Genomic DNA, 13714 nt, shown 5'->3' with positions numbered 1-13714 from the left:
CAAATCTTCACATTCGGCGGGGACCCTGCGCGACCGATAGTCGGACCGCGCCAAGCCCCCGCCGGTGAGACGGACTGGTGCAGATGCGTGCCTTGGTAACCCGTCCGCGAGGGCGGATTCTCCCGAGATGAGCGCACCCCTCGCCCCGACGTTGCCCAGCCTGTTCCTGTCGCACGGCTCGCCGATGTTGGCGGTGGACGATTCGCCCACCGGCCGCTTCCTGGATCTGCTGGGAGAACGGCTGCCGCGGCCGCGGGCGATCGTGGTGGCCTCGGCCCATTTCGTACACGCCCGTCCGACCCTGACCGCGGCCGCAGCGCCGCAGACGATCCACGACTTCGGCGGCTTCCCGGACGCGCTCTACCGGATCAGGTATCCGGCGGCGGGCGCACCCGCGCTCGCCCACGACATCGCCGGACGCCTGACGGCCGCCGGCTTCGAAGCGCGCGAGGATCCGCTGCACGGTCTCGACCACGGTGTCTGGGTGCCGCTGCGGCGGATGTATCCGGCCGCCGACATTCCGGTGGTGGCGCTGTCGGTGAATCCGGCCCAGAGCGCTGCATGGCATTACCGCCTGGGGCTGGCGTTGGCTCCGTTGCGCAAGGACGGCGTGCTCGTCGTCGGATCCGGTGGCTTCTCGCACAATCTTCGCGCGCTGGATTGGCAGCAGGGCCAGGCATTGACATATCCCTGGGTGACGGCCTTCACCGATCCGCTGAGCGCGGCCCTGCTGGCCGGCGATCTGGCCGCCGCGCTCGAGTGGACCGCGCTGCCGTACGCGCAGCAGAACCATCCCACTCCCGAACATCTGTATCCGCTCTACGTCGCGCTGGGTGCCGGTGGCGTGGGCGCCCGGGGGCGGCTGCTCCATCGCGATGTCGAGATGGGCGGGCTGGCATTGGACGCCTTCGCCTTCGACACCGACTGACTACGCGGACAGTCCGCGTTCCCACGGCGGGTGCTCGCCGAACGCATTCGACAGCACGTCCACGAAGGCCCGCACCCGCGGCGGCACCAGCCGGCGTTGCGGCATCACGGCGCTGATCGCGGTCGTGGCCAGCGGGAAGTCGGGCAGCACGACCTTCAGGCGTCCCGCGCGCAGATCGTCCGCGACATGCCATAACGAATGCACCACGATGCCCTGCCCGGCCAGCGAGGCATCGCGCAGCACTTCGCCGAAGTTGCTCTCGAAGCGCCCCTGCACGCGCACCGCCACCTCGCCGCCGTCCGGCGTGCCCAGCCGCCACACGTCCTGGCGCCCGCCCGTGCCGAACAGCAGCAGGCAGTCGTGGTCGGCGAGTTGCGCCGGCGTCTGCGGCGCACCCCGCCGATCCAGATACGCCGGCGAAGCGCACAGCACCCTGCGGTTGGGGGCGATCCGCCGCGCCACCATGCGCGAGTCGTCGAGTGCGCCGATGCGGATGGCGAGGTCGAAGCCCTCGCTGACCAGGTCCACCACGTTGTCGCTCAGATGCACGCTCAGGCGGACCTTGGGGTGGCGGGCGAGGAAATCGGGCAGCAGCGGCGACACGTACTGCCGCCCGAACGAGGCCGACATCGTCACCCGCAGCGTGCCGGCGACGTCGCTGGCCGCTTCGCGCAGGCCGCTGCCCAGCGATTCCAGTTCCTCCACCAGCACCCGCCCCTGCTGCGCCAGCGCCAGCCCTTCAGGCGTGGGGTGCAGCCGGCGCGTGGTCCGGTGCAGCAACCGCACGCCCAGGTCCTTCTCCAGCCGTTTCAGGCGCTGGCTGGCCACCGCCACCGACAGGTCCAGGCTGTGGGCGGCGGCCGTGATCGACCCCAGGTCCAGCACGCGCAGGAACAGGGTGAGGTCGCCGACACGATCCATTTTCAATAATCCATTGAAAGTGATTCGCCATCTTCTCGGTTTTATGCCGCCAGGGAAAGCGTCACCCTGCACGCCTTCCCGGAACGACCACTCCCATGTCTCCCATCCCCTCCCCCGCCCCGCGCATGCCGCTGGGCCTGTATGCGCTGACCGCCGGTGCGTTCGGCATCGGCACCACCGAGTTCGTCATCATGGGGCTGCTGATGCAGGTGGCCGCCGACCTGCAGGTGTCGATCGCCGCCGCCGGCCTGCTGATCTCCGGCTATGCGCTGGGGGTCTTCGTCGGCGCCCCGCTGCTGACCGCCGCCACCAGCCGGATGCAGCGCAAGGCGGTGCTGGTGGCGCTGATGATGGTGTTCACCCTGGGCAATCTGGCCTGCGCGCTGGCGCCGAACTACGAACTGCTGATGGCGGCGCGGGTGGTCACCTCGCTGGCGCACGGCACCTTCTTCGGCGTCGGCGCGGTGGTCGCCACCGGCATGGTCAGCGAAGACCGCAAGGCCTCCGCCATCTCCATCATGTTCACCGGCCTGACCGTGGCGACGCTGCTCGGCGTGCCGGCCGGCGCATGGCTGGGCCTGCAGTTCGGCTGGCGGGCGACGTTCTGGGCGGTCACCGCGATCGGCGTACTGGCGACGGTGATCATCGCGACGCTGGTACCGGCCGACCGCAGCGCGCCGGCGGCGCTGTCGTTCCGCGACGAACTGCGCGTGGTCACCCAGCGGCAGGTGCTGCTGGGCCTGCTGATGACGGTGCTCGGCTTCGGCGGCATGTTCACCGTCTACACCTATATCCAGCCGCTGCTGACGCAGGTGACCGGCTTCGCCGATGCGGCGGTGTCGCCGATCCTGCTGGTGTTCGGCGTGGGCATGATCGTCGGCAACCTGCTGGGGGGCCGTTTCGCCGACCGTCGCCTGGCGCCCGCGCTGCTGGGCACGCTGGCCCTGCTGGCGCTGGTGATGGGCGCCATGACCTTCGTGCTGCACAGCCGCTGGGCGATGATCGCGTTCACCGGCCTGCTGGGCGCAGCCGCCTTCGCCACCGTGTCGCCGCTGCAGCTGTGGGTGCTGCAGAAGGCCAGCGGCGCGCAAAGCCTGGCCTCCAGCCTCAACATCGGCGCGTTCAATCTGGGCAACGCGCTGGGCGCGTGGCTGGGCGGCGTGGTGATCTCGCAGGGGCTGGGCCTGTCGGCGCTGCCCTGGGTCGCCGCGCTGGTGCCGGCCTCCGCGTTCGCCGTCGCGCTGTGGGCGCTGGCGCTGGAACGCCGCCAGCGCTACACGCTCGCCACCGACGCGGGCTGCGCCTGATCCGCCGTTCGTCTCATCGCCTCTTTCCACCGCGCGTCGCATTATCGCGGCACGCCGCCTGATTCCCCCACGAGGATCCCCCATGAAAGCCGTTGCCCTGACCCGTTACCTGCCCATCGACGACCCGCAGTCGCTGGTCGATGTCGAACTCGACACACCCATCGCCAGCGGCCATGACCTGCTGGTGCGGGTGGAAGCCGTGTCGGTGAATCCGGTCGACACCAAGGTGCGCGCGCCCAAGCCGCAGGTCGAAGCGCAGCCGAAGGTGCTGGGCTACGACGCCGCCGGCGTGGTCGAAGCGGTCGGCGAAGCGGTGACGCGCTTCAAGCCGGGCGATAACGTCTACTACGCCGGCGACATCACCCGCTCCGGCAGCAATGCGCAGTTCCAGCTCGTCGACGAGCGCATCGTCGGGCGCAAGCCGGCGTCGCTCGACTTCGCGCAGGCCGCCGCGCTGCCGCTGACCACGATCACCGCGTGGGAGCTGCTGTTCCACCGCATGCCGTACATGCCTGATGGTGGCGGCCACGGCAAGTCGCTGCTGGTGATCGCCGGTGCCGGCGGCGTGGGCTCGATCGCGATCCAGCTGGCCAGGCGCGCCGGCTTCACCGTCATCGCCACCGCCTCGCGGCAGGACACCATCGACTGGTGCAAGGCACTGGGCGCGGACCATGTGATCAACCACCGCGAACCGCTGGCTCCGCAGCTGAAGGCGCTGGGCTTAGACAACGTCGATGCCGCCCTGAACCTGGCCGACACCGACCATTACTGGACCGAGCTGGGCGAGCTGCTGGCCCCGCTCGGCCATGTCGGCCTGATCGTCGAGCCGCGCGGCGAGCTGCGCATCGGCGACCCCTACAAGGCCAAGAGCATCGGCATCCACTGGGAAATGATGTTCGCCCGTCCGCGCTTCCGCACCGCCGACATGGGCGAACAGGGCGCGCTGCTGGACCGCGTGGCCGACCTGCTCGACGCCGGCGAACTGCGCGGCACGCTGACCGGCACGCTGTCGCCGATCAACGCGGCGAACCTGCGCGAAGCGCATCGCCGGCTGGAATCCGGCACCACCGTGGGCAAGCTGGTGCTCGCGGGCTGGTAAGCGCCTGCAAAAGGCCACGGGGCGGGGCCGCGCCCGGCTCGCTACCGGCGGCCGGGCGACTTGCGATATCGTGGCCGGCCGTTGCGCGTTCCGGCGCGATCCGCCCGTCTTTCCGATCCCTGCCATGCCCTCTTCCCCGGCGCCGCGGCGTCCGTCACCTCACAAGTCCGGCCCGACCGGGCGGCCCGCGCGGCGATGACCCAGCCGCCGTCGCTGTTCCCCCTGCTGCCCGGCGGGCTGTTCGGCCCACTCGCCTCGGCCAACCGGGAGCACTACTGGCTGCTGCTGTGCCGGCTGTTCGACGAATTCTTCGGGCCGGATGCGCCGGTGCCGCCGAGCATGGGGTTCCAGCGTCGCGAGATCACCGCGGCGCTGGAGCGCTACCTGCTGGCCGACGACCCCTGGGAAGACGAAGACGGCCAGACCCCCGACACGCCGCTGCCGGTGCGGGTCAACAGCATCTACGAGCGCTTCCGCAGCACCGGATGGCTGCGGCAGGAACGCATCGGCGCGCGCGAAATGGTCACAATGCCGCCGGTCGTGCACCAGTTCCTCTCGCTGCTGGTGGAGTTCGCCGAGCACGGCCCGACCTTCGTCTCGGCGAAGATGCGCTCGATCGAACACCAGCTGCAGCAGGTGGCCGACGGCAAGGCGTCCGGCGATGCCCTGGACGAAGCCGCCGACCAGGCACGGCGACTGCTGGTGTCGCTGTCGTCGATGAGCCTGCAGGTCCGCGACCTGATGCCGGAACTGAGCAAGGCCGAATCCACCGCGCAGTTCGCACGCCAGTGGTTCGAGCGCTATGTCAGCGCATTCTTCATCGGCGACTACGCCGAACTGCACAAGGGCGATCATCCGCTGGCGCGACGCAGCGCGATCCTGTCGGTGGCGCAGCAGATCGAGACCGGCGAGCGCCGCACCGCGCTGCAAGCGTGGTATCGCGAGCACGTCGGCGGCGGCGATGACGCCCGCGGCGACCAGCGCTTCGCGCGCAGCCTGCGGCGGCTGCGCGAACTGGAGCGCATCGACGAATACCTGGGCCGGCTGGACGACGACATCCGCCAGGCCAACCGGCGCGCACTGGCCTTCCTCGACTACCGCCTGCGTGCGCCGGACAAGCTGGACACGCTGTTGCGCCGCGCCTGCCGCGGCGTGCAGCACGCACCGGAAGCTGCGCTGCGTTTGCCGGTGGCGCCGGGCGCCCTGATGGACGCGACCCGCCTGCGCCCGCCGCGGCAGAAGCCGCAGCCGATCCCGCGCAGCGCCAACGCCACCCAGCCACCCACCCCCGAACAACTGGCCCGGCTCAGTCTGCTGCGGCGGATGAAACGCGCGCGACTGGTCAATGCCGACGACATGGCGCGCTACATCGGCACGCACCTGGACAACCGCGACGAGGTCGAGTCCGGCGCGTTCTCCATCGCCAGCATCGAAGACCTGCGCGCCTACCAGACCCTGCTCACGCTCGCCCTGCGCAGCCATCGCACCGGCGGCCTGCGGCGCGAAGACCCGCTGGGTCGCCTGTTGCGCGGCTGCCGCATCGAGTTGCTCGACGCCGGCGGGCGCGACGACAACGGCTACCTGCGCGCGCCGCGCTTCGTCGTGCGCCGCATTGGCCAGCCTTCACGGAAAACCGCATGAAACGCAGTTGGAACACCCTCAGCCAACTCTCCAACGGCGTCTATGCCGTGCAGGATTTCGAACGCGCCGCCTACCGGCTGGTGGTGGAGCAGGTGCTGTACGCCAGCGACCGCAGCACGCGCCTGGCTTACCACCTGGTGGAAGATCACTACGACGATTTCGTCGCCGCGCTGGCGCCGCTGGGCATCCGCCTGGAGCGCAACGCGCACTACCGCTACGTGGTGGCGCTGCCCGCGCACGCCGAAGGCGTGCCGGTGACGCTGGCCGAAACGCTGTTGCTGCTGGTGCTGCGGCAGCGCTACGACGAGGCGATGCGACAGGGCATGGTGGAAGACGAAGGCGTCGTCACCGTGGAGCTTCCCGAACTGCAGGAGGCGTACCAGGCACTCGCCGGACGGCCGATGCCCGAGGTCGGCGCGCTGCGCGAACTGGCGCGCACGCTCAAGCGCTGGGGCACGTGCCGGCTGGTGGAATCGGAACCCGACGATCCGCAGCCGTTCCACCTGCATGTGCGGCCCGCCATCGTCGAGATCGTCGGCGAGCAATGGCTGCAACGCTTGGACCAGCACAACCGCGACGACGATGCCGACGCGACCGACCACGACGACGTCACGGAGGACGGCGATGCAGCAGCTTGAGCGCGTGCACCTGGTGCAGTTCTTCCTGTTCGAGGCGCAGACCCTGGAACTGGACGCCACCACCGCCATCATCGCGCCCAACGGCGCCGGCAAGAGCGCCTTGCTGGACGCGCTGCAGATCGTGTTGCTGGGCGGCGACCGCAGCCGCATCCGCTTCAACGCGCAGGCCGGCGGCAGCCACCGCGCGCGCACCATCCGCGACTACTGCCTGGGCGTGTTCCGCAGCGGCGATGACGGCCGCAAGCGGCGCACCGCGACCACCTACATCTCGCTGGTGTTCCGCGATACCGACACCGGCGAGGTCCTGACCGCCGGCATCGCGCTGGGCGCATCGGTGGACGAGCCCGACCATCGTCTGCACGGCCTCTATCTGCTGCCGGGCGTGGCGCTGGAGCTGACCGACCACGTGGAGCAGGTCAAGGGCAAGGAACTGCCGCTGGCGTGGACGACGTTCCGCGAAATGGCCCTGCGCCGCTGCAAGGCCGCCGGCGGACAACCCGAACTGCACACGGTGGCCGAGCGCTTCGTCAAGGACCTGCTGCTGCGATTGCGCGCCTCGCCCACGGCCAGCGCCGACATCAACGCCTACCGCAAGGCGTTCCTCAACGCGCTCAACCTGCAGCGCGTGGAAGACGTGGACCTGTTCGTGCGCACGCTGGTCGCCGAGGACCGGCCCACCGACATCGCCCGCTTCCGCGCGCTGCTGGAAAGCTTCCGCCAGATCCGCGACCGCATCGAACAGGTGCGCCAGCGCATCGACGCGGCCGAAGGCGTCGAACAGCAGTACAACCGCATCGCCGCGCAGGCGGTGCGTGCTGCGTCGTACCGCGCACTCGCGGCGGAGTACGCGCGCGACCTGTACGGCGAGCAGCTGGAACAGGCCGAAGGCGCGGTGACCACGGCGGAGGACGCGCTGGCCGACACACGTCGCCGCCTCGTGGATACGCGTGCCGAGCGCGACACCCTGCGCGATGAGCAGTCACGTGCCCATGCACGCCTGCAGGGCAGCGCCGGTTATGGCGAACAGGCGCAACTGGACGAACTGGCCAACCGCGACCGCGAACGCCTGGGGCAGTTGAACAAGGAGCTGCTGCGCGAGATCGGTTTCGTGCGCGAACAGTTTCGCCAGCTCGATGCGCTCGCGCTCGACGGCATCGACGCCGTCGTGTTGCAGTCCGCGCGTGCCGACTGGGATGACTGGCATGCGACGCTTTCGGCGCTCCCGGACGGAGATGCCCTGCCTTGGACGCCGGAGGACCTGTTCGCGCGCGTCCGCCAGGCGCTTCGCGCGACCGCGCCGTTGCGCGAACAGGTCGACCACTACGCCCGCCAGCTGCATGCCGCCCACGACAAGGCCCGCGATGCGCTGGACACCGCGCGCCAGAACCAGAAGCGGCTGGCCGCCGGCCAGGCGGAGCTGCACGCCGACACCGTGCGGCTGATGAGCTACCTGCGCGAGGCCGGCATCGATGCCCGCCCGGTCTGCGACCTGGTGCGCGTTGCCGACCCCGCATGGCAGCCCGCCATCGAAGCCTACCTGCGCAGCAACGTCGAGGCGCTGCTGATCCCCGGCGAGGACGAGGAGCGCGCGGTCAAGCTGTATCGCAGCCTGTCCGGCGGACGCTCGGTCTATGGCGTGAAACTGGCGCTGTCCAGCCAGGCACGCGATGCGCGTGGCAAGGACGCGGCGGCCGGCACCGTGGCTGCGCTGCTGGAAGGCGTCAACGCCGACGCGCTGGCCTTCCTGCGCCGTCAACTCGGCGAACTGCGCTGCGTGGAGAACGAGGCCGAGCTGGTGCGCAGCCGCCAGGGCCTGACCCGCGACGGCCTGCTCGCGCGCGGCGGCAGCATCGAGCGCCTGCGCCTGCCCGCGGCCGGCGACCTGCGCATCGGCGCCTCCGACAACCGCGCCCGCCTGCGCGTACTGCACGAGGAAATCGAAAAGGCCGAACGCGACGTGCGCGAGATCGAGCCGCGCCTGCGCCGCGCCGACGACAGCCAGCGCGGACTCGCGCGACTGGCCGATGCCGATGCGGTGGCACAGGCGCTGCACGAACGCGCGCTCGAACACCGGCAGGTAGCCGGGCGCTACCGAGCCGCGCAGGAAAACCGCCTGGCCGCGCTGGACCCGGACCTGCTCCGCCTGTCCGACGCCGTGCGCGAACTCGCCGCCCAGCTCGGCGAATGCGAGGCGCGTACCGATGCGCTGGTCGGGCAGGAAGCTGTCGCCGTCGCCGACCTCGATCGCAGCCGTCGCCTGCTCGAAGGCCTGCGCCAGCAGGAAGAACTGGTCGCCCGCCGCGCGGTGGAGGCCTTCAAGGACCCCGATGTCGATCCCAACCTGATCGAGCGGCACCGCGACGAGCTCGACAGCAAGGTCGAGTCGCTGGAGGAACGCGGCAAGACCTGCGAGCGGCGCGCCGACGAGAGCGACCGGCAGCTCGGCAAGCTGCTGCCCGAGGCCTGGAGCGCACTGGCGCAGTATGCGCGCGACCACGGTCTGGGCGTGGACTTCGACGCCAGCGCCTGGCGACCGGCGGTGGCGCTGCTGCGTCGCGAACTGACCCAGTTGCGCGACACCGACCTGGTGCGCTACGAAGGCGAAGCGCGCCAGGCCTACGACACGGCCGTGGAGACCTTCCGCGCCAGCGTGGCCGCCGCGCTCAACGACAACTTCATCCGCCTGCGCCAGCAGATCGCCACGCTCAACCGCACCCTGCGCAGCAGCCCGCCGTTCTCCAACAACGAGCGCTACCAGTTCCATTACGAGGTGGTGCCGGAGTTCCGCGAGCTGGAGCGCTTCATCCGGCGCGCCGTGGATGTCGGCGGCGAGGACACCCTGTTCGGTACCGCCGGCGAAGTGCCGGCGGCGTTCCGCGAGCTGATCGAGGACGGCGCCGCCGCACGCACCGCCACCTCGCCGCTGGACGACTACCGCCGCTTCTTCCGCTTCGAGGTGCAGATTCGCCAGGACGACAGCGTGATCGGCACGCTCAGCGAGCGCATGCGCTCCGGCTCGGGCGGCGAACACCGCGCGCCGCTGTACGTGATCGCCGGCGCGGCGCTGGCCGCAGCCTATGGCAAGAACGAAGCGCACGCGGGCGGCATGGGCCTGATCCTGCTGGACGAATTCGGCGACAAGATCGACGCGCAGAACGCACGCGCCACCACCAACTACCTGCGCTCGCTCGGCCTGCAGCTGGTGCTGGCCGCGCCGGACACCGCGCAGGGCACGCTCAGCGGTGTGCTGGACAGCTACATCGAGCTGTTCCGCGACGGCGACCTGCTGCAGGCCGAGCGCATCGAAGTGCAGGCGGCCGCCCGCGCCCTGCTGCTGTCCGACCAGTTCGACCTGCACCCGGAACTGCTGGCCGAGGAGACCGCCCGCATCGAAAGGCAGCAGGCGCCGGTGTGAGCGATCCGCGGCGCGTGCTGGAGCGACTGCTGCGCAAGGGCGAGCGCGCCCGGCTGCGCGGCGATGCCGCTCCCGCCTCGTTGCCGATGACCGAAGCCAGCGCGCGCGACTACCTGTCGCTGCGCACGCTGGCCGAACGCGAGACCTTCCATGCGCAGGTGGCCCTGGCCGAGCGCGCCGGCGCCATCGTCGTGCAGCGCGACCGCCATCGCGGCGATGGCGAACACCTGCTGCGGCTCACGGTGACCGACCTCCAGGCCCTGGCGGACCACTTGGGCGTGCCCTTGCTGGACAGCCGCGTGCGCGAAGCGGCCACCGTGCTGTCGCCGTGGTTGCCGCTGTTCCCGGTGCTCGCCGAGGTGCTGGAGGCGTGGCGCAGCGACCGCAAGGTGCGGGGCCACGGGCCGGAAGCGGCGCAGGACCTGGCCGATGCCGCGCTGGCGGTGCAGGCCCGCCTCGCCGACGACGCCCACGAGCGCATCCTGCGCCGCGAGAGCGCGCGCCTGTTCGCCGGCCGTCCGCAGGCCAGCAAGCGGCTGGAACAGCTCACGCCCTGGCTGGATCTGCTGAGCGGCGGCGCGCTGGTGGCGGACGGGATGGTGGAGAAGGAGCACGTCTGGGCCGCCCTGGGCCTGCGGCGCGAACCGCAGCCGCTGCTGCTGGCCGGCACCGGCACGCTGCTGCTGGACGGCGGGGTTGAACTCCCGCTCGCCACCGCCTTCCTCGGCGTGCCGGTCGACGCCGTGCAGGGCGTGCGCACCTCGGCCAGCTGCCTGCTCAGTGTGGAGAACCTGGCCAGCTTCCATGACGCGGCGCGCGCAACGGGCGCAGACCGGACCCTGCTGCTCTACACCGGCGGCATGCCATCGCCGGCCTGGCGCCGCGCCTACGCCCGGCTACTGGGCTCGCTGGCGGACGATCTGCCGGTGTGGCATTGGGGCGACATCGACGAGGGCGGCTTCCGCATTGCCGCCGTGCTCGCGGAAACGGCCGCCGCCAGCGGACATCGCCTGCAGCCGTGGCGGATGTCGCCGACGGACGGAGATCGCGTGGACGGTCAGCAGGTGCACGTGCCGACGCCCGCCGTCCTCGCCGCGATGTGCCGATGGGCCGAACGCGCGGGCTGGGACGGCGTCGCCCACGCCCTGCGCGCGCACCCGCTGTGCCGGGAGCAGGAAGCCCTGCCTGCCGAATTACCGCATACCACCGACCCTCCACCCTGACCCCGCCCCCTGCCCTCCGCGCTTGCGTGCCCCCGTGATTCGCGGCATCGTGCGCCCACCCATACGCCCGCGTATCCACTACCCGCATGACGTCGACGACCGCCACCGATCCCACGCCCTACCCGCACCTGTTCACGCCGCTGGACCTGGGCTTCACCACGGTGCGCAACCGCGTGCTGATGGGCTCGATGCATACGGGCCTGGAAGACCGGGCCAGGGATTTCCCACGCCTGGCTGCGTATTTCGCCGAGCGTGCGGCCGGCGGCGTCGGCCTGATCGTCACCGGTGGCTTCTCGCCGAACCTGGTGGGCTGGCTGAAGCCGTTCGGCGGCAAGCTGTCGTGGCCGTGGGAAGCGCGCCCGCACAAGTTCGTCACCGGGGCCGTGCACGAACACGGCGCCAAGATCTGCGCGCAACTGCTGCACGCCGGCCGCTACGGCTATCACCCGCTGACGGTGGCACCGTCAAAGATCAAGGCACCGATCAACCCGTTCACCCCGCGCGCGCTGTCGGCACGCGGCATCGAACGTCAGATCAACGCCTACGCCAACGCCGCGAAACTGGCACGCGACGCCGGCTACGACGGCGTCGAGATCATGGGGTCGGAAGGCTACTTCATCAACGAATTCACCGCGCCGCGCACCAACAAGCGCAACGATGCCTGGGGCGGCACGCCGGAGAAGCGCATGCGCTTTGCGGTGGAGATCGTGCGGCGCGTGCGCGAGGCGGTCGGTCCTGACTTCATCCTCATCTATCGCCTGTCGCTGATCGACCTGGTCGAGGACGGCAACCAGTGGGACGAGATCGTCGCCCAGGCCAAAGCGGTGGAAGCGGCCGGCGCCACGATCATCAACTCCGGCATCGGCTGGCACGAGGCCCGCGTGCCGACCATCGTCACCTCGGTGCCGCGCGCGGCCTTCGTCGACGTCACCGCCAAGCTGAAGCCGCACGTGCGCATACCGCTGGTGGCGACCAACCGCATCAACATGCCGGAGGTGGCCGAAGACATCCTGGCCGCCGGCAAGGCCGACATGGTGTCGCTGGCGCGGCCGCTGCTGGCCGATCCGCAGTGGGCAGCCAAGGCGCGCGTCGGCAGGCCGCAGGCGATCAACACCTGCATCGCCTGCAACCAGGCCTGCCTTGACCATGTGTTCGAGAACAAGCTGGCCAGCTGCCTGGTCAACCCGCGCGCCTGCCACGAGACCGACCTCGTCTATAAGAAGACCTTCGCGCCGAAGAATGTCGCCGTGGTCGGCGCCGGTCCCGCCGGCCTGGCCTGCGCGACGGTCGCCGCCGGACGCGGCCACCGGGTGACGCTGTTCGATGCCGCGGACGAGATCGGCGGCCAGTTCAACTACGCCAAGCGCATCCCGGGCAAGGAAGAGTTCCACGAGACGTTGCGCTACTTCCGCCACCTGCTGGAAGACACGCGGGTCGAGGTGAAGCTGTCCACGCCGGTGACCGCGGCCGACCTGGCCGGCTTCGACGAAGTGGTGCTGGCCACCGGCATCACCCCACGCAGGGTGGCCTTCCCCGGTTCGGACCACGCCAAGGTGGTCAGCTATGTGGACGTGCTGTCCGGCCGGGTGACGGTCGGCGCCCGCGCGGCGCTGATCGGCGCGGGCGGCATCGGCTTCGACGTGGCCGAGTACCTGACCCACGAAGGCCATTCGTCCTCGCTGGACCCGGCGCGCTGGATGGCCGAATGGGGCGTGGATTCGACCTTTGAAGCTCGCGGCAGCCTGGTGAAGCCGCAGCCCGAGCCGCCGGCGCGCGAGGTCTGGCTGCTGCAGCGCAGTCCGGGCAAGCCGGGCGCCCGCCTGGGCAAGACCAGCGGCTGGGTCCACCGCGCCACGCTGAAAGCCAAGCAGGTGAAGATGCTGGGCGGCGTGGAATACCTGGGCGTGGACGACACCGGCCTGCGCATCAAGGTGGAAGGCGCCGAGCAGCTGCTGCCGGTCGACCACGTGGTGGTCTGCGCCGGCCAGGAACCGCGCCGCGACCTGCAGGCCGCGCTGATCGCCGCCGGCAAGACCCCGCACCTGATCGGCGGTGCCGACGTGGCCGCCGAGCTGGATGCCAAGCGCGCGATCGACCAGGGCAGCCGGCTGGCAGCCAGTCTGTAATCCCGTCGACCTACCGGCCAGCCGACACACCCGCTCTGTAGGAGCGCCCCTTGGGCGCGATGCTCTTCGCACGCCTCAATCAACGGCATCGCGCCCATGGGGCGCTCCTACAGGCGCATGGATTTCACTCGTCGGGCGACGTTTCTCGCGCCTGTCGCACCCCTCCCAGGCCTTTGCGGGTGCGACGTTGCTCACAATTTCCAGCCAGATCCGCCCCCCCTCCGTCAAGCCGGCCCGTTCAGGCCGAGTTGGGACGCCCCCCCCTACCTTGCGCGCACTTTCCGGCCCGCCGCCCAGTCTCAGGCGGGCTGAGCCCGGCGCTCGGACCCCTCTGGTCCGGCCTTGCCGGTCCCCGGGCAGCCCGTGTGAAGGCTGCCTCCCCATGACGCCCTGCCGCATGTCCCAGGTTTGCCGCT

At 70.6% G+C, this 13714-nt stretch carries 9 protein-coding genes; 8 read left to right on the top strand and 1 reads right to left on the bottom strand.

All coding sequences use genetic code 11. The annotated features are described in order from the left end of the window. Positions 1-127 precede the first annotated feature (127 nt). Complete coding sequence (locus MMG85_RS13920) at positions 128-928, top strand: dioxygenase (protein WP_241046565.1); 801 nt, start codon at positions 128-130, stop codon at positions 926-928. Here the strand turns inward: MMG85_RS13920 and MMG85_RS13915 are convergent, their stop codons facing one another. Then, positions 929-1849 (bottom strand): LysR family transcriptional regulator, encoded by a 921-nt coding sequence (locus MMG85_RS13915; RefSeq protein ID WP_241046564.1) that lies wholly within the window; start codon positions 1847-1849, stop codon positions 929-931. It lies immediately after the preceding gene. 95 nt (positions 1850-1944) lie between these two features. Between MMG85_RS13915 and MMG85_RS13910 the strand changes: the two genes are divergently transcribed. The 7 genes from MMG85_RS13910 to MMG85_RS13880 all read left to right on the top strand — a co-directional run bounded on the left by MMG85_RS13910 (position 1945) and on the right by MMG85_RS13880 (position 13298). Beyond that, positions 1945-3156, top strand: a complete 1212-nt coding sequence (locus MMG85_RS13910; RefSeq protein WP_241046563.1) for an MFS transporter — start codon at positions 1945-1947, stop codon at positions 3154-3156. Between the two features lie 82 nt (positions 3157-3238). After that, positions 3239-4255: a zinc-binding alcohol dehydrogenase family protein gene (locus MMG85_RS13905; protein ID WP_241046562.1), complete on the top strand. Its 1017-nt coding sequence runs from the start codon at positions 3239-3241 to the stop codon at positions 4253-4255. A gap of 195 nt (positions 4256-4450) precedes the next feature. After that, positions 4451-5896 carry a Wadjet anti-phage system protein JetA family protein gene (locus MMG85_RS13900; protein WP_241046561.1) on the top strand — a complete coding sequence of 482 codons (1446 nt, stop codon included), beginning with the start codon at positions 4451-4453 and terminating at the stop codon, positions 5894-5896. Beyond that, positions 5893-6534, top strand: coding sequence for a DUF4194 domain-containing protein (locus MMG85_RS13895; protein WP_241046560.1), 642 nt, complete (start codon positions 5893-5895; stop codon positions 6532-6534). The genes MMG85_RS13900 and MMG85_RS13895 overlap by 4 nt, the downstream gene beginning before the upstream one ends. Then, the gene (locus MMG85_RS13890) at positions 6521-9949 is read left to right on the top strand and encodes an SbcC/MukB-like Walker B domain-containing protein (protein WP_241046559.1); all 3429 of its coding nucleotides are present in this window, start codon (positions 6521-6523) and stop codon (positions 9947-9949) included. Before MMG85_RS13895 ends, MMG85_RS13890 begins: the two co-directional genes overlap by 14 nt. Then, positions 9946-11172, top strand: coding sequence for a DUF2399 domain-containing protein (locus tag MMG85_RS18545; protein WP_241046558.1), 1227 nt, complete (start codon positions 9946-9948; stop codon positions 11170-11172). The genes MMG85_RS13890 and MMG85_RS18545 overlap by 4 nt, the downstream gene beginning before the upstream one ends. Positions 11173-11258: 86 nt before the next feature. Beyond that, on the top strand, positions 11259-13298 hold the full coding sequence (locus MMG85_RS13880; protein WP_241046557.1) for an NADPH-dependent 2,4-dienoyl-CoA reductase: 2040 nt from the start codon (positions 11259-11261) through the stop codon (positions 13296-13298). The last annotated feature ends 416 nt before the right edge of the window (positions 13299-13714 follow it).

Source organism: Pseudoxanthomonas sp. LH2527, from assembly GCF_022539275.1.
Classification (GTDB): Bacteria; Pseudomonadota; Gammaproteobacteria; order Xanthomonadales; family Xanthomonadaceae; genus Pseudoxanthomonas_A.
The sequence above is the reverse complement of the archived record's forward strand: the minus strand, read 5'-3'. Positions and strand labels throughout refer to the sequence as shown.